The sequence below is a fragment of the Aeromonas veronii genome, assembly GCF_040215105.1.
Lineage (GTDB): Bacteria > Pseudomonadota > Gammaproteobacteria > Enterobacterales > Aeromonadaceae > Aeromonas > Aeromonas veronii_G.
The window spans coordinates 1674217-1689966 of record NZ_CP157875.1; the positions used below are offsets into that span (position 1 = coordinate 1674217).

Annotated in this window: 14 protein-coding genes; 12 read left to right on the forward strand and 2 right to left on the reverse strand. The window is 64.0% G+C overall.

The features are described 5' to 3' along the window. The first annotated feature begins 19 nt into the window (after positions 1–19). The 5 genes from ABNP46_RS07865 to secF all read left to right on the forward strand — a co-directional run bounded on the left by ABNP46_RS07865 (position 20) and on the right by secF (position 5298). Positions 20–856, forward strand: coding sequence for a phosphotransferase (locus tag ABNP46_RS07865; protein ID WP_349922422.1), 837 nt, complete (start codon positions 20–22; stop codon positions 854–856). 80 nt (positions 857–936) lie between these two features. After that, positions 937–1797, forward strand: a complete 861-nt coding sequence (locus ABNP46_RS07870) for a DUF6279 family lipoprotein (RefSeq protein ID WP_349921845.1) — start codon at positions 937–939, stop codon at positions 1795–1797. 108 nt (positions 1798–1905) lie between these two features. After that, positions 1906–2334 carry a hypothetical protein gene (locus tag ABNP46_RS07875; RefSeq protein ID WP_349921846.1) on the forward strand — a complete coding sequence of 143 codons (429 nt, stop codon included), beginning with the start codon at positions 1906–1908 and terminating at the stop codon, positions 2332–2334. 146 nt (positions 2335–2480) lie between these two features. After that, a complete protein-coding gene (secD, locus tag ABNP46_RS07880) occupies positions 2481–4283 on the forward strand; it encodes a protein translocase subunit SecD (protein ID WP_349921847.1) in 1803 nt (600 codons plus the stop codon). Between the two features lie 97 nt (positions 4284–4380). Next, positions 4381–5298: a protein translocase subunit SecF gene (gene secF / locus ABNP46_RS07885; RefSeq protein WP_349921848.1), complete on the forward strand. Its 918-nt coding sequence runs from the start codon at positions 4381–4383 to the stop codon at positions 5296–5298. Between the two features lie 58 nt (positions 5299–5356). Here secF and ABNP46_RS07890 read toward each other — a convergent pair whose 3' ends face one another. Continuing rightward, positions 5357–5959: a DUF924 family protein gene (locus ABNP46_RS07890; protein WP_349921849.1), complete on the reverse strand. Its 603-nt coding sequence runs from the start codon at positions 5957–5959 to the stop codon at positions 5357–5359. Positions 5960–6169: 210 nt separating this feature from the next. Here ABNP46_RS07890 and ABNP46_RS07895 point away from each other — a divergent pair, with 210 nt between their 5' ends. The 6 genes from ABNP46_RS07895 (at position 6170) to ABNP46_RS07920 (ending at position 13825) form a co-directional block, all read left to right on the forward strand. Then, positions 6170–7081, forward strand: a complete 912-nt coding sequence (locus tag ABNP46_RS07895; protein WP_349921850.1) for a DUF808 domain-containing protein — start codon at positions 6170–6172, stop codon at positions 7079–7081. 136 nt (positions 7082–7217) lie between these two features. Next, positions 7218–8996, forward strand: coding sequence for a M3 family oligoendopeptidase (locus ABNP46_RS07900; RefSeq protein ID WP_349921851.1), 1779 nt, complete (start codon positions 7218–7220; stop codon positions 8994–8996). Between the two features lie 152 nt (positions 8997–9148). Then, positions 9149–10957 (forward strand): M3 family oligoendopeptidase, encoded by a 1809-nt coding sequence (locus tag ABNP46_RS07905; RefSeq protein WP_349921852.1) that lies wholly within the window; start codon positions 9149–9151, stop codon positions 10955–10957. A gap of 216 nt (positions 10958–11173) precedes the next feature. Further along, the gene (gene ycfP, locus ABNP46_RS07910) at positions 11174–11713 is read left to right on the forward strand and encodes an alpha/beta hydrolase YcfP (protein WP_349921853.1); all 540 of its coding nucleotides are present in this window, start codon (positions 11174–11176) and stop codon (positions 11711–11713) included. An 81-nt stretch (positions 11714–11794) separates the two neighbouring features. Then, positions 11795–13087, forward strand: a complete 1293-nt coding sequence (locus tag ABNP46_RS07915) for an NAD(P)/FAD-dependent oxidoreductase (RefSeq protein ID WP_349921854.1) — start codon at positions 11795–11797, stop codon at positions 13085–13087. 63 nt (positions 13088–13150) lie between these two features. Beyond that, positions 13151–13825 carry a hypothetical protein gene (locus ABNP46_RS07920; RefSeq protein ID WP_349921855.1) on the forward strand — a complete coding sequence of 225 codons (675 nt, stop codon included), beginning with the start codon at positions 13151–13153 and terminating at the stop codon, positions 13823–13825. 40 nt (positions 13826–13865) lie between these two features. On the opposite strand, the gene ABNP46_RS07925 is transcribed toward ABNP46_RS07920, so the two are convergent. Then, a complete protein-coding gene (locus ABNP46_RS07925; protein ID WP_349921856.1) occupies positions 13866–15074 on the reverse strand; it encodes an OmpP1/FadL family transporter in 1209 nt (402 codons plus the stop codon). A gap of 184 nt (positions 15075–15258) precedes the next feature. On the opposite strand from ABNP46_RS07925, the gene ABNP46_RS07930 reads away from it, so the two are divergent. Continuing rightward, positions 15259–15576 carry a heavy metal-binding domain-containing protein gene (locus tag ABNP46_RS07930; protein ID WP_349921857.1) on the forward strand — a complete coding sequence of 106 codons (318 nt, stop codon included), beginning with the start codon at positions 15259–15261 and terminating at the stop codon, positions 15574–15576. The last annotated feature ends 174 nt before the right edge of the window (positions 15577–15750 follow it).

Sequence of the window (15750 nt, forward strand, 5' to 3'; positions counted from 1 at the left end):
GCGCGGCGATCTTGCCGAGCTGGCCCTGCTCGCCAGCCTGCCCGCTCCCTGGCGTGAGGGGCGCCTCGCGCCCCTGGGGGAGGGGCTGACCAACTGCAACTACCGGCTGACGCTCCCCTCGGGGCAGTGCGGTTTCTTGCGCTGTGGTCACCCGGAACCGGTGCGCCTTGGCATCGATCGCGCCACCGAGTGGCAGCTCTATCAGGGGGCCATGGGGCAGGGGATCGCCTTGCCCTGTCATCACAGCGATCCAGCCACGGGCCTGATGCTGCTGGCCTGGTGCGAGGAGCCGAACTGGCTGCTGGCCCCGCCGCCACCGGACGAGCAACCCCGGCTGCTGGCCGAGGTGCTCGGCCGCATGCACCGTTTGCCGGTGCCCAGGGTGGTGATGGCGGTACGGGCCCACGCCAGGGGGTATCGTGATCGGCTGGCCCAGGTGCCGGAGTGGCTGCCCGCCCTTGAGCGAGCCCTGCTCGCGAGCCGGGAGCCGGACGATTGCTGGCTCCCTTGTCACCACGATCTCAATCCGGCTAACTTGTTGGGGCGAAAACCCTGGGTCATCGACTGGGAGTATGGTGCCGCCGGTCACCCGGGTTTCGAGCTTGCCAGCATAGTGCGCACTCACGGCTGGAGCGAAGAACAGCAGCGCCAGTTGGAGAGCTGCTATCTTGAAGGCATAGGGCTTGAGGGCGCGGGAGAAGGGCATAAGCTGCTCAATGGCAAGGGATTTCAGGCCGAGGCCTTCCTGCCATGGGTCGATTACATCGGGCTGCTGTGGGGGCTCTTGATGGCCGAGCAGCAGCCAGGTCCCGATTATCAGGCGCTGATCGACAAGAACCGCCGCCGCCTGGAATAGGGGGAGCGAACTTGCCGAACAAGGGGCTCACCGCTGACTCACCCGACACGACGCTAGTATCTCAACGATTGGAGGCATGCATGCGAACCACCTTCTCATGGCGTCACCCCCGCAGCTGGAGCCTGCTGCTGCTCTGCCTGCTGCTGACGGGTTGCGCCACCCGGGTCATCTACTACTGGCTCGACTCCGCCATCGTCTGGCAGCTCGATGACTACTTCTCTCTGGATCGCAGCCAGAAGAAGCTGCTGGATACCGAGGTGAAGGGGCTGATGGCCTGGCACCGCCAGCATGAGCTGCCCATCTACGCCAGGGATCTCGACGCCCTGGCCAAGGCGGTGGCGAGCCCCATGACCCCGGAGCAGGTCTCCCTGCATCTGGACAAGACCCAGGCCAGCCTGGCCCGCACCCTGGAGAACGCCATTCCCCGCACCGTGCGCCTCGCCCGTACCCTGACCGATGCCCAGGTGGCCCACTTCATGGGGGACAGGGTGAAGCGCCAGCAGGAGCGCCAGCACGATTTTGCCACCGAGTCGAAGGCCGAGATGCTCAAGGGTTTTCGGGAGAAGATGAGCGAGCGGCTGGTGTTCTGGATTGGCAAGGTCAAGCCGGCCCAGGAGCCGCTGATCGCCCAGTGGGCCGAGTGGCAATACGAGATGATGGGCCCCTGGCTCGAGTTTCAGGGAGCCTGGACCCAGGAGCTGGACAGGTTGATGAAGCAGCGCCAGAGCCCGGACTTTGGCAAGGAGCTGACCCGCTTGCTGCAACAGGGGGACGGCCTGATGGATGGCCGCTTCACCGGCTATACCGATCAGTCCCGCCAGCGCACCGTCCAGTGGCTGAGCGATCTCAGCCAGTCCATGGAGCTCTCCCAGCGGGCGCACCTCTACACCCTGCTCAAGGACTATGCCGAAGACTTCGAGGAGATGACGCGGGGGCGCTGAGGATCCCGTGTCCGCACCGCGAGGGCGGCAGGCTGCAAGGCCTGCCGCCCTTGTCCTTGTCAGGCCCCTGTGATAGCTTGCCCCCTCTGTTACTCGGGAATTAACTGTTTGAGTCGCCTGGATAAAGTGAAACTGGCCGCGATGACGCTGTTCATTGCGCTGACCCTGCTGTTCTCTGCCTTGCCGGCGGGGGGCGTCGCCGTATCCGCGGCGCAGCAGGGGGCTGAGCAGACTCAGGCCCTGCACCTTGTCAGCCAGAGCGACGACGGCGTGGTCAAGTTTGTCGGCTCCAACCAGACACATCTGCTGCGCCTCGAACACTCCCTGCGCAGTGACAATGGCCCCGGCAAGGTGGTCTACGAGCTGGTGCAGAGCTGGTCCCAGCAGGCGATCCTCTTGCTGCTGTGCGGCCTTTTGTTCCATCTCGCCCTTCATTACCCCAGGCAGAGTTTCCGGCATCACTTCGCGACGCTGCACAGCCGGCGTCTGCAGCGCCGACATCTGCAATACCGCTTCACCCAGAGTTTCCTCGCCTGACTCCGATGGGGTCAGGCTGCCATCTGTTGCCTCATCGTTTCTCCGTAGCTGTTTAGTTTTACTAAACGGTTTGGCTGTCTTGTTTCGTTTTTTTACGCGATGTGCGCCGTCACATCCGTCGCTTTCGCCTGACAGAGGCCGATTTCATGAGAAAAAAGAGTCATCTCATCCTGAACCGCATGAGCCTGTGGCAGTACGCCCTGCTGCTGCTCATGCTGCTCACCTTCACGTTTTATTCCCTGCCCACCTTCTTCGGTGAGCAGCCTTCCCTCGGCCTGCATGGCCAGTCTAGCCTGACCGAGGCCCAGCGCACCCTGTTCGCCGAGCACCAGATCTCCCTGCAAAAAGAGGTACAGCAGGGGGGGCGGGTGGAACTGGTGTTCGACAGCCAGGCCAGCCAGCAGCGGGCCAAGCAGCTGCTGGAGCAACAGGGCTTCGAGAGCGCGGCCCTGACCCTGGAGTTCCACTCCAACGCCCCGACCTGGATAAGCCAGCTCGGCGCCGCCCCCATCAAGCTCGGACTGGACTTGCGCGGTGGCTCCCAACTGCTCATCGGGGTGGATCTCGATTTTGTCATCGACAACCAGACCCGCAACCTGGTGGACATGTTGCGCACCCAGTTTCGCGAGGCGCACCTGAGGGGGGCCAACGTGGCGAGGGTGTCGGCCGGGGAGGTGAGGGTCATTCTGCCTGAGGGGGTGGAGCAGGGGCCCTGGCTCACTATCATCCGGGACAGCGCCGGCACCCGCCTGGATCAGTGGCGCCAGCAGCGCAGCGGCAATGAGCTGCGGCTGGTGATGACCGAGGCCGAGCGCACCCTGCTGGCCAACAACGCCGTGACCCAGAACCTGTCGATCCTCAAAAAGCGGATCAACGAGCTCGGCATCGTCGAAGCCTCGGTCCAGCGCCAGGGGCAAGACGGTATCCGCATCGAACTGCCGGGGGTGCACAATCCCAAGCAGGCCAAGGAAGTGATCGGGGCGACCGCCTCCCTGGCCTTCTACGAGGCGCAGGCCGACAGCCATTTCTTCATGGCGGATCGCAGCGGCCAGGCGGTGGGGCTGGCCCGCAAGCCGGTGCTGACCGGTGAGCACATCGTCGATGCCCGCGCCGGCATGGGGGAGATGGGGCAACCCCAGGTGAGCATAGTGCTCGACAGCCTGGGGGGCAGCAAGATGAACCAGTTCAGCCGCCAGCACGTGGGCAAGCCCATGGCCACCGTCTTCACCGAGTACAAGACCAATGCCCAGGGCAAGCTGCGGGCCCAGAGCGAGGTGATCAACGTCGCTACCATCCAGACGGCCCTTGGCAACCAGTTCCGCATCACCGGACTCGCCAGCGTGCCCGAGGCGCAAGAGCTCGCCATGCTGCTGCGGGCCGGCGCCCTGACCGCGCCGCTGAAGATCCTGGAGGAACGCAGCATAGGCCCGACCCTGGGCTTGCAGAACATCGAGGCGGGTTTCACCGCCCTGGCGTTCGGCATGGCCGGCATGATGCTGTTCATGATGGCCTGGTATCGCAAGTTCGGCTGGGTCGCCATCACGGCGCTCATCGGCAACCTCTTGATGCAGGTGGGCATGCTGGCGGTGCTGCCGGGGGCCGTGCTGACCCTGCCGGGGATCGCCGGCCTGGTGCTCACCGTCGGCATGGCGGTGGACACCCATGTGCTCATCTTCGAGCGGATCAAGGACAGGTTGCGGGAGGGGGGGAGCCTGGCCAATGCCATCGACTTTGGCTATCGCTCGGCGTTTCGGACCATCTTCGACGCTAACCTCACCACCTTGATCTGCGCCGTGGTGCTCTACTCCATCGGCTCTGGGCCGCTGCAGGGCTTCTCCATCACCCTGATCCTCGGCCTCATCTCCAGCATGGTGACCGGGATCTGGGGCACCCGCGCCATCATCAACCCCCTGTGGGGCGCGAGCCGCGCCAAGTTGTTGAGGGTCTGACCATGAGCAGACATAGCGAGCTGTACTCTGGCGCCACAGGCTGCGCCCATCGCCTTCCGCAGGAGATCCTGCCTTATCCGCTTTCGAGGGTAGAACAATGCTGAGAATGATCATCGCCATGGGGCTGACCCGCTGGCGTTATATCGGATTGTGGTTGTCCGTGCTGCTGACCATCGCCAGCATCGCCGTGCTGGCCGTCAAGGGGCTCTCCCTCGGTCTCGATTTTACCGGCGGGATCCTGCTGGAGTTCCGGATCCAGACCCTGAAGGAGGCTCATGAACTCAACGCCCTGCTCGTCGCCCCCCTGGCCGGTGTGGTGGAGCTGAGTTCGGCCGGTGTGCCCGGCGAGTGGCTCATCAAGCTGCCCCCCCACGAGTTGCCCTGGCCGGCGGAGGAGCTGGCGGCCCTGCTGGGTCAGCAGCTCTCCCTGCCGGTGGAGCTGCTGCGCACCACCATCGTCGGGCCCCAGGTCGGTGCCGAGCTGTTCCAGCAGGGGATGCTGGCGGTGCTGGTGGCCTCCCTGGCCATCTCCGCCTACCTGGCGGTGCGCTTCGAGTGGCGCCAGGCCATCGGCATCCTGGTGTCGGTGCTGCACGACGGCCTGGTGGCTATCGGGTTGTTGGCGCTGTTTGACATCGAGTTCGATCTCAACGTGATCGCTGGCCTGATGGCGGTCATCGGTTACTCCTTGAACGACAGCATCGTCATCTCGGATCGGTTGCGGGATTTGCTCGGTTCGCGCACCCAGATGGGGATCCACGAGTGCTCGGACGTGGCCATCAAGGCCACCTTCAGTCGCACCATGATCACCTCGGGCACCACATTGTTCACCGTGGGGGCCTTGCTGCTGTTCGGTGGTGATGCCCTCTACGGCTTCTCCTTCACCCTGTTCGCCGGCATCCTGGTGGGGACCCTCTCCTCCATCACGGTGGCGTCCACGGTGCAGGAGCTGCTGGGTCTCTCTCCCGAGGCCTATCAGAAGAAAGAGGAGAACCCGCTGGCGGAGGTGGCCTGACGCCCGCGTGATTGCCATAAAAAAACGGGCCAGCTGGCCCGTTTTTTTATTGGGTGGCTCAGAACCCCGAGCCGGGCTGGGTCAGGAACACTGCCTCTTCCCCCTCATCGGCTCGCCCCAGGATGGCGTTGCGATGGGGGAAGCGGCCGAAGCGATCGACGATCACCCGGTGGCGGCGAGCAAAATCGGCGAAGCCCTCGAAGGTGTCTCTGGCCTCGCCGCCCGCCTGCTCCGCCGCCAACGCCTCGAACAGGGCCACGCTTCGGGCTTGCTGCTCGGCGGATTCCGCATGCTCAAGGGGCAGGTAGAAGAAGACCCGGCCAAGGGGCGAGAGCGACTTGTCCGCCCCCAGCACCAGCCCCTTGAGGCAGAGCTCCCGCGCCTTGGCGTCCTGGGCGAAGGCGGCCGGCGTGCCTCTGTGGATGTTGCGCGGCACTTGATCGAGCAGCAGGATGAGCGCGAGGCGTCCGGCGGGCACCTCGGCCCAGCCAGTCAGGGTGCCGCTGGCGGCAGCCTCGGCCAGAGCGCCGAAGCGGTGCAGGATGAGGGCATCGGTCTCGCTGCTTTTGCCCCACCAGAGGGGGGCTTGGCGCCGGGCGCGGGTGACATCGTCGGCGTCATCGCCAAACCAGAAATCGAGCAGAGATTGCCAGGGCTGCATGGAAACTCCTTGGGCCAGAAGGGCTTGCGGGTGAAACAAGGCCAACTGGCCCTGTCATGGGGGCTGCCGAAACGGCGGCTTCTCGCTACACTGTGCCATCTTTTGCCCGAAATGAGGAAGCCCTCATCGACGCGTCCGGTCGAGCCACCCGTGGTCAGACTGGCTTTCGCGATGACCGCTTGTTCGTTACCCAGATGAGGAATAGACGATATGGCCGGAGCCAGTTTGCTGACCCTGCTCGATGACATTGCCAGCGTGCTCGATGACGTGGCGCTGATGACCAAGGTGGCGGCGAAGAAGACCGCCGGGGTACTCGGGGACGATCTCGCCCTCAACGCCGAACAGGTCTCCGGGGTGCGGGCGGAGCGGGAGCTGCCCGTGGTGTGGGCCGTGGCCAAGGGATCGTTTCGCAACAAGCTCATCCTGGTGCCCGCCGCCATTGCCATCAGTGCCCTGGTGCCCTGGCTCATCACCCCGCTGCTGATGCTGGGGGGCGCCTATCTCTGTTTCGAGGGGGCGGAGAAGCTGGTCCACAAGTTTCTGCCCCATGACGATGTCGCCGAGCCCAGCGGCCCGGTCCCGGACGATCTGGTGGCCTACGAGCAGCAGAAGGTGAAGGGGGCCATCCGCACCGATTTCATCCTCTCCGCCGAGATCATCGTCATTGCCCTTGGCACCGTGCAAGGGTCTAGCCTCGGCCTGCAAATTGCCGTGGTGGCGGGCATCGCCCTGCTGATGACGGTGGGGGTCTACGGCCTGGTGGGGCTCATCGTCAAGCTCGATGACATCGGCCTGCACCTGTTGCAAAAGCCGGATGGCGGCACCCTGCGCCGCGCCGTCGGTCGGGGCCTGCTGGTGTCGGCTCCCAAGCTGATGCATCTGCTGGCCCTGGTCGGTACCATCGCCATGTTCATGGTGGGTGGCGGCATCCTGGTCCACGGCTGGCCCTTTGCCCATCACCTCATCGAGGGGGCGGCCGCGAGCCTGGCTCCCCTCGCCGGCGTGGGGGCCGTGCTGGCCGCCGTGACACCGACCCTGCTCAACGCCCTGGTGGGGGTGCTGGCGGGCCTGGTGCTGGTCGTGGCCATGACGCTGGTGAGCCGACTCAAGCCCGCCAAATAGGCGGTGCTCCCACTGACCTTGCCGGTGTGACCCGGGTGGGGGCTGGGCAATCGCCAGCCCCCTTCGTACTATCGGGTGGCGACTGCCCACCAGAGGCGGCGCCACCCGATTTGGACGCAAGCCCACAAGGACAGTTATGACTCCACTCGTCTGGCAGGATGATCACATCTTCGCCGCCCCCGACTGCCCGGCCGTTGACGCCGGTTTCATGAACGCCGCCAAGACCCTTGCCTCCCTCGATGAGCAGCTTGCCAGACTGCCGGATACCCGGGATCCCAACGCCTTGCGCCACCTGTTGCGGGAGATTCGGGAACAAGGCAACGCGGTCAAGCGCTTTGCCCTCAACGCCTGGATCTACGGCTATAACCGGCTCAGCCAGAATGGCCGGGACGAGGCCGCCAAGGCGCTCTACTCCCGGGCCCAGCAGTTGCAGGCGACCCTGGCCCAGTGTCTCAAGCCGATGGCCCTGTTCTGGGTGACGGTGCCCGAGGCGCAGTTGCGGCAATTGCTGCAAGATCCCGAGCTGTTCGAGCTGGCCTATGACATTCGCCATGCCCGCCGGTTGCAGGATCAGTGCCTCTCGCTCGAGTCAGAGCAACTGATTGAGGGGTTGGCGGTGGACGGCCTGCTGGCCTGGGGAGATCTCTACGACAACCTGGTGGGCAGGCTCAGCCCCCGGGTGGAAGGAGAGGCCATGGGGCTGGCTCAGGCGGACAATTTGCTCTCGCACCCGGACAGGGAGCGCCGTGTCCACGCCTGGCACGGCATCCAGGCCGCCTGGGGGGCAGAGCAGGAGACGGTGGCGGCCATCCTCAACGCCATCAATGGCTGGCGCAACGAACTTGCCACCCAGCGCGGCAGGCAGCGCTTGCTCGATGCGCTGGATCTCTCCTGCCACCAGGGTCACCTTGAGCGCCGCACCCTGGCGACCCTGATGGGGGAGGCGGATACCCACAAGGAACTCGGCAGGCGGGCCCTGCGCGCCATGGGCAGTGCCCTTGGCATCGTGGATTTCGCCCCCTGGGATCTCTATGCCCCGCCCCCCGCGACGAGTCCGGTCGCCATCAGCCTGGCAGAGGCCCTGCGCCTGGTGGCGGATGCCTTCGAAAGCTTCGACCCCGAAATGGGGCGTTTCGTGCACCTGATGGCCGAGCGAGGCTGGATTGATGCCAACCCGAGTGAGAACCGCCGCAGCGGTGCCTACTGCACCGAGTATGCCGAGCCCGCCGAGCCCCGGGTGTTCATGACCTTCGAGGGCACCCTGGACAATGTCATCACGCTCGCCCACGAACTCGGTCACGCCTGGCACAGCTGGCTGCTGCGGGATCTGCCGCTGGAGCAGCGGGAGTATCCCAAGACGCTGGCCGAGACGGCGTCCCTGTTTGCCGAGACCCTGGTGCGAGAAGCGCTCTATGCGCGGATGGAGACCCGGGAGCAGCGGCTGGACATCGCCTGGATGGATGGCGAGCGGGCTGCCAGCATGCTGCTGGATGTTCCGTCCCGTTTTGATTTCGAACGGGCCCTGGTGGCGGCACGGGGACAGGGCTATGTGGGCGCGAGCCAGCTCAGGGCCATGATGAAATCCGCCAAGGAGCAGTGGTATGGTGACAGCCTTAGCCAGTACGACGAGCTGTTCTGGGCCAGCAAGGGTCACTTCTCCATCGCCGATCTCGGGTTTTACAACTACCCCTATCTGTTTGGCTACCTGTTCAGCCTGGGGCTCTATGCCCAGAAGGAGCGGGCCGGTAGCGACTTTGTCGAAGCCTACCGGGCGCTGCTCACCGACACCGGGCGGATGAGTGCCGAGGCGCTGGTGGAGAAGCACCTGGGCGTCGACATTCGCGAGCCCGCCTTCTGGCAGGAGAGTCTGCGTTATGTCGAGGAGGCGGTGAACCGCCTCGAGCGGCTGGTGTGACCCAGCCGCTTCGGCAGGCCAGGGGGCCAGCACCGCGCTGAAAGGGGAGAGTGCTGCGCGCCATGTGCGTGAGCCGCCCCAGGCATCCTTTATCCGTGGTCCGCTGCGTCGGGCCACGACATCTTTTGATAACGAATCAACACGAGTCAACGATGCAACCCATTCAATATCCCCAGCAGTGGCAAAACCAGCATATCTATCCCTCCCTCGACAGCAGCGTGCTGGAGGCGGACATGAGCCTGGCCCGTGCCAGCCTGGCGGAACTCGATGCCTTCATCGGCCAGCTGGCCGGCGTGCGGGACAACGGGGAGGCACTGCAGGATTTCCTGCGCGAGGTTCGCCTGCGGGCGCAGCGCATTCGCAACATCGGCTGGAACGTGGCGGTGCTGGCGGCCTCGAAGGGCAGTCAGGATGCCCTGGATCCCCTGGCCAAGCAGCTGGCCTCCCGGGCACGCGCCCTCAACGCCGATCTCTTCAAGGCCCTGGCGCCGGTGGAGGATCTGATGCTGGGGCTGCCTGAGACCGAATTTGGGCGACTGATGCAAGACCCCTTGCTCGGGGAGGAGGATTACCGCCTGCGCCACGAGCGGCGACTGCAGGATCAGCGCCTGCCGGTGGCGGCGGAGCAGCTGGTGATAGGGCTTGGCACCGATGGCCTGCACGGCTGGGGCAACCTCTACAACGATCTGGTGGGTAAAATTCGCCTCTCCATCGGTGGCCGCGAGATGGGGTTGGCAGAGGCGAGCAATCTGCTGTCGAGCCCGGACAGGGCACTGCGCAAGGCGGCGTTCGATGCCATCAGCGATGGCTGGGCGGGGGAGCAGGAGACGGTGGCCGCCATCTTGAATGCCCTCAACGGCTGGCGTCTCGAGCTGGCTCGCCAGCGTGGCAAGACGCGGCTGCTCGATGCCCTGGACCTCTCCTGTCACCAGAGCCACATCGATCGTGCCACCCTGGATACCCTGATGGCCGAGACCTATCAGGCACGGGGGCTGGGCCAGCGGGCTCTGACCCTGATGGCCGGCAAGCTCGGCATTGCGGTGCCGGGGCCGGAGGATTTGTTTGCGCCACCCCCTGCGGTCAGCAACCGGGCCATCCCCTTCGAGGAGGCCATCGCGCTTATCGCCCAGGCCTTCACCGCCTTCGATCCCGAGATGGGGGCGTTCGCCCGCATGATGGCCGAACGGGGCTGGATTGATGCCGCCCCTACCCCGAACCGGCGCACCGGCGCCTACTGCACCAAGTTCGCCTCCCCGGTGGAGCCGCGGGTCTTCATCACTTACGCGGGTACCATGGACAACGTCATCACCCTCGCCCACGAACTCGGTCATGCCTGGCACAACTGGCTCATCCGGGACTTGCCCATGAGCCAGCGCAGCTACCCCATGACGCTGGCCGAGACCGCTTCCATCTTCGCCGAGACCCTGGTGCGCCGCGCCCTGTTCGAGCAGGCGCAGACGTCAGAGGAGCGGCTGGCCATCGCCTGGGCCGAGGCCGACGGCGCCGCCACCTTCCTGGTCAACATTCCGGCCCGCTTCGACTTCGAGCAGGCCCTGGTGGCGGAGCGAAAGGGGGGCTATGTGTCGGCCGCAAGACTCAGCGCCCTGACCGACGAGGCCTGGGGACGCTGGTACGAAGAGAGTCTTGAGCGTTATCACCCGCTGTTCTGGGCCGCCAAGGCGCACTTCTCCATCGCGGGCTTCGGGTTCTACAACTACCCCTATCTGTTCGGCTACCTGTTCAGTCTCGGGGTCTATCACCAGCTGATGGCCCGCAAGGCCGCAGGTGAAACGAACGTGGCCCAGGCCTATCGCGCCCTGCTGCAAGACACCGGTCGCATGAGCGCCGAGGCGCTGGTGGAAAAACACCTGGGGCAGGATATCCGCGAGGCGGCGTTCTGGCAGGGGAGTCTGGCCCTGGTGGCACAGGCGGTCGATCGCTTCGAGCAGGCGCTCGACTGACTGAGCTCCCGTCGCCTCTCGCGGCGGGATCTTCGACTGGGCAGAGGGGGCTGGGCGGCGCTTTGTTGCACGTTCTCTGCTCAATTCGGGAGGAAAAAGGTTTTTCCGGCGGCAACCGGCGTGATCCAAAGCAAGAAAGTTGGATGTTTTGGTGGCGCGCGGCCCTGCCGCTGGAGTAGTTTCGATAGAACCGACACAGTTTCCGAGGTCTTACCCATGATCATCTACCTGCATGGCTTCGATGCCACCAGCCCGGGCAATCATGAGAAAGTGCTGCAATTGCAGTTTATTGATGATGATGTGCGCTTCGTGCACTACAGCACGGTTCATCCCCGCCACGACATGAGTCACCTGCTCAAGGAAGTGAAGAAGCAACTCGACATGAGCACGGACCCCAAGCCCCTCATCTGTGGCGTCGGTCTCGGCGGTTACTGGAGCGAGCGGATCGGTTTTCTGTGCGGCATCAAGCAGGTGATCTTCAACCCCAATCTCGACCCGGCGCACAGCATGCAGGGCAAGATAGACAGGCCGGAAGAGTACGAGGATATCGGCACCAAGTGTGTAACCGAATTTCGTAATAAAAATTCAGGAAACTGCCTGTGCATCCTTTCCGTTCAGGATGAAATCCGCGATAATCGGGCCACTGAGCGTGAACTGAAGAACTATTACGACATCGTATGGGATGAGCGCGAGACCCATAAATTCAAGAACATCTCGCACCATCTGCAACGGATGAAGGCCTTCAAAGAAGCCTGAGCCTGCGCTATCACGTCGACCAATTTCGTTTCAGGGAGCCAATGGCTCCCTTTCGTTTTGAGGAACTAAGGGAAAATCATCATGATGAATATTGTCGTTGTTGGCGGCGGCGCCGGCGGTCTCGAGCTCGCGACCAGTCTGGGCCGCAAGCTGGGCAAGAAGAACAAGGCCAAGGTGACCCTGGTGGATCGCAACCGCACCCACCTGTGGAAACCTTTGCTGCACGAAGTGGCCACCGGCTCCATGGACGCGGGCATCGATGCCCTGAGCTACCAGTCCCACGCCAAGAATCACGGCTTCGAGTTCCAGCTCGGCAGCCTGACCGACATCAAGCGCGACGACAAACGCATCGTCCTGGCCCCCATTCACGACGAGAACGGTGAGCTGGTGGTGCACGAGCGCGAGCTGCCCTATGACTACCTGGTGATGGCCATCGGTTCGGTCTCCAACGATTTCAACACCAAGGGCATCAAGGATCACTGCATCTTCCTGGACAGCCCCTCCCAGGCCCACCGCTTCTACAACAGCATGATGAACCGCTTCCTGCAGTTCGCCACCGAATACCAGCCCGGCGACAAAGTGAAGATCGCCATCGTTGGCGGCGGCGCCACCGGGGTGGAGCTCTCCGCCGAGCTCTACAACGCGGTAGAACAGCTCTACGCCTACGGCTTCAAGAACCTCACCACCGAGAGCCTCAAGGTGACGCTGGTGGAGGCGGGCCCCCGCATCCTGCCGGCGCTGCCGGAGCGCATCAGCGGCGCCGCTCACCAGGAGCTGGTGAAACTCGGGGTGGACGTGCGTACCGCCACCATGATCACCGAAGCCACCAGCGATGGGCTGCACACCAAGGATGGCGAGCTGATTGAAGCAGACCTCATGGTGTGGGCCGCCGGCATCAAGGCCCCGGATTTCATGAAGGACATCGCGGGTCTTGAGACCAACCGCATCAACCAGCTGGTGGTGAAAGAGACCCTGCAGACCACCCGTGACGATCACATCTTCGTCATCGGCGACTGCGCCGCCTGCCCGCAACCAGATGGCAAGTTCGTGCCGCCGCGTGCCCAGTCTGCCCACCAGATGGCGACCCAGGCGTTTAAGAACATCCTGGCGATGATGAACGGCGGCGAGCTCAAGCCCTACCTCTACCACGACCACGGCTCACTCGTGTCGTTGAGCCGCTTCTCCACCGTGGGCAGCCTGATGGGCAACCTGATGCGCGGCTCCATGATGGTGGAGGGCTACATCGCCCGCATGGTCTACATCAGCCTGTATCGCATGCACCAGGTGGCGCTGCACGGCTACATCAAGACCGGCCTCATCATGCTGGTGGGCCGCATCAACCGGGTGCTGCGCCCGAGCATGAAGCTGCACTGATACCGCTCAGGGCCCGCCTCTTCGGCGGGCCTTTCACTTTCCCGATATCGACGAGATCCCATCGTGAATCCAACGTCTTGCGAGGAGCATTGCCCGGCCGGAGTCGCCGAACCCCTGAGAACCCTCCTGCTGGCGGCCTGCGACATCCTGTCCCTGCTGCTGCTCACCCTGATCCCGACCCTCACCGTGGCCCTCGATCTGCGCTGGCTCCACAACGGGGTGGGGGAGACCTCCATCACCGAACTGCTGCAAGAAGGCGTCCTGCTGGCCATCGTCATCGGCCTCTACTGGAAGGGCAGGGCGTTGCCGGAAGTGCGCGCCTTCCTCTGGTTGCTTGCCGGTTTCTTCGGCTGCCTGCTGATCCGCGAACTGGACATCTTCTTTGACATGATCCGGCACGGCTTCTGGATCTATCCTGCCCTGCTGCTGGCCATGATGACTTTGAGGCACAGCTGGCGCCAGGGTTGGCAGACGCTGCTGCACGGGGCCGCCCGGTTCGTACGCCACCGCAGCGCCCTCTTCACCCTCTTTGGCCTGCTGCTGGTGACGGTGTTCAGCCGGATGTTTGGCAGTGGCTCCCTGCTGTGGAACGAGATCCTGGGGGGAGAGATGGCCTTCGAGTTCAAGACGCCATTGCAGGAAGGGATAGAGCTGCTGGGCTACATCTATGTGGCCTACGGCATCCTGACCCAGGGCGGCTACCTGCGCCAGGAGCCGCCGGCGTCAGTTCACCGATAAAAAAACCGCTCTCGTGAGCGGTTTTTTTTTGCAGCTAGGGTCAGAAACGCCTGTGGTAGTTGACGGCGAAGAAATAGAAGTCCGGGTCGGGGTAGTGGCCGGAGAGATCGCCCAGCTCGACGCTTGAGCCGTCCATGTGCAGGTATTCGAATGCCACGCCGAGGCTGTCTTGCGGGTTGAAGGCGTAGCGGGCGCCGGTGCCAAGGCGCACGGCCGCGCCGCTTGGCACCGTCAGTGAGGTGTTCTGCTGATCCTCGTAGGCGCTGCTGTCATAGGCGATGCCGCCGTTGAGGGTCCACTGGGGCGTCAGCGTGTGCTGAACCCCCAGCGCCAGGTGGTAGGTGTCCTTGTACATCCCCTTGTCGGTGATGACGCGCCCGGGCAGGGCGACCTCGTTACTGTTGTATTTGCTCCAGTCCTGCCAGCCGAGGTTGCCCATGATGGCCCAGTCATGAGTGAGCTGATGGTAGGCGCTCAGCATCAATTGCTGGGGGCTGTTGACCAGACCGGTGACCGAGAGGCGGGCGCTTTCACCGGGCAGGCTGGGCAGGGGAATGTCGCGGTCGATGTTGAAGTGATACTTCACCTCGCTGGTGTAACCCAGGCCAATGCGGGTCCCTTGATTGAATTCATAGAGCACCCCCAGCTTGCCGTTGAGGGCCCAGTCGCTGTCATCCTCCTTGTTCTCCCCGTTATTCGTGTCGCGGGTGAGAGCGAACAGGCCGTAGTTGACGCCAAGGGCCGCGCCGAGGGACCAGTGCTCATCGATGCGATAGGCCAGAGAGGGCTGCATGGTGAGGGCGAGCAGGGTAGCCTCCTTGATCTGCTGCTTGCCCGCCCAGTCGCCGTAGTCCAGCCCCAGTCCAAAGTTGCCATAGGTGGCAAAGCCGACGGACCAGCGCTCGTCGAGCTGCTGGCTGTAGTAGAAGGAGGCGGCGGGGAACCAGCCGATGACGGTATCGACGTCCGACTGGGCGGGATCGTCCAGATCGTAGGGGGCGTCCCCGTAGAGCAGCTGGCCGCCGACGGTGAGTTGGCGTCCCTCCAGATGGCTCAAGCCCGCCGGGTTCATCAGCTGGACGCTGGGATCCTGGGCCCGGGCAGCCATGCCCGCGGTGGCAAGCCCCAGATCGTCGGTGCCGGTTTCGTACAGATAGAGGCCGCCTGCCTGGCTCGGCGCTGCGCTGAAGAGGGCGAGGGGCAGCATCAGCCGGGGGATGAGGGGGCTTCTGGCATCAAGGCTGGTCATCTTGGTCACACTCCTGTGATAAAAGGGGTTGTTCGCACGTGGGGAGTATAGATGGCATTTGACTGTCAAATCATGTGCTTGCCATCTCCTCACATGGTAGGAACCGGCTTATGCTATCGCGGCAGACCTGCTAACCTGACGCTGAGGGCGCATCGGCGCGCACCATGACCCCACAGGAGACCCCATGATCCTCTCAACGACCCCCACTCTGGAAGGCAAACCCATTCGTGAATATCGCGGCATCGTCGTGGGTGAAGCCATCCTCGGCGCCAACGTGTTCAAGGACCTGTTCGCCGGCATTCGCGACATCATCGGCGGTCGCTCCGGCGCCTATGAAAAGGAACTGGCCCGTGCCCGGGAGATCGCCTTCGGGGAGCTCAAAGAGCGGGCTGCGGCCCTCGGCGCCAACGCCGTGGTCGGTATCGACATGGATTACGAAGTGGTGGGCCAGAACGGCAGCATGCTGATGGTCAGCATCAGCGGCACCGCCGTGGTGATCTAGTCACTCCCCTGGCTACAGACCGCCCAGTTGTGAGAGCCGATCCCTGGATCGGCTTTTTTGTGCCTCGGCGCTCGTCATTGTCGGGGCGGGATCGGTGCTGCGGGGCTGCACGCTGGTCTGATGAGCACCGGCAGGATGAGGTCGCGCGTCACGGACCGACAGGAATGTTCAATT

Excerpts from the sequence above, each read along its gene's own strand:
- ABNP46_RS07870 (WP_349921845.1), top strand. The coding sequence starts at position 937 with ATGCGAACCACCTTCTCATGGCGTCACCCCCGCAGCTGGAGCCTGCTG.
- secD (WP_349921847.1), top strand. The coding sequence starts at position 2,481 with ATGAGAAAAAAGAGTCATCTCATCCTGAACCGCATGAGCCTGTGGCAG.
- secF (WP_349921848.1), top strand. The coding sequence starts at position 4,381 with ATGCTGAGAATGATCATCGCCATGGGGCTGACCCGCTGGCGTTATATC.
- ABNP46_RS07890 (WP_349921849.1), bottom strand. The coding sequence starts at position 5,959 with ATGCAGCCCTGGCAATCTCTGCTCGATTTCTGGTTTGGCGATGACGCC.
- ABNP46_RS07895 (WP_349921850.1), top strand. The coding sequence starts at position 6,170 with ATGGCCGGAGCCAGTTTGCTGACCCTGCTCGATGACATTGCCAGCGTG.
- ABNP46_RS07900 (WP_349921851.1), top strand. The coding sequence starts at position 7,218 with ATGACTCCACTCGTCTGGCAGGATGATCACATCTTCGCCGCCCCCGAC.
- ABNP46_RS07905 (WP_349921852.1), top strand. The coding sequence starts at position 9,149 with ATGCAACCCATTCAATATCCCCAGCAGTGGCAAAACCAGCATATCTAT.
- ycfP (WP_349921853.1), top strand. The coding sequence starts at position 11,174 with ATGATCATCTACCTGCATGGCTTCGATGCCACCAGCCCGGGCAATCAT.
- ABNP46_RS07915 (WP_349921854.1), top strand. The coding sequence starts at position 11,795 with ATGATGAATATTGTCGTTGTTGGCGGCGGCGCCGGCGGTCTCGAGCTC.
- ABNP46_RS07925 (WP_349921856.1), bottom strand. The coding sequence starts at position 15,074 with ATGACCAGCCTTGATGCCAGAAGCCCCCTCATCCCCCGGCTGATGCTG.
- ABNP46_RS07930 (WP_349921857.1), top strand. The coding sequence starts at position 15,259 with ATGATCCTCTCAACGACCCCCACTCTGGAAGGCAAACCCATTCGTGAA.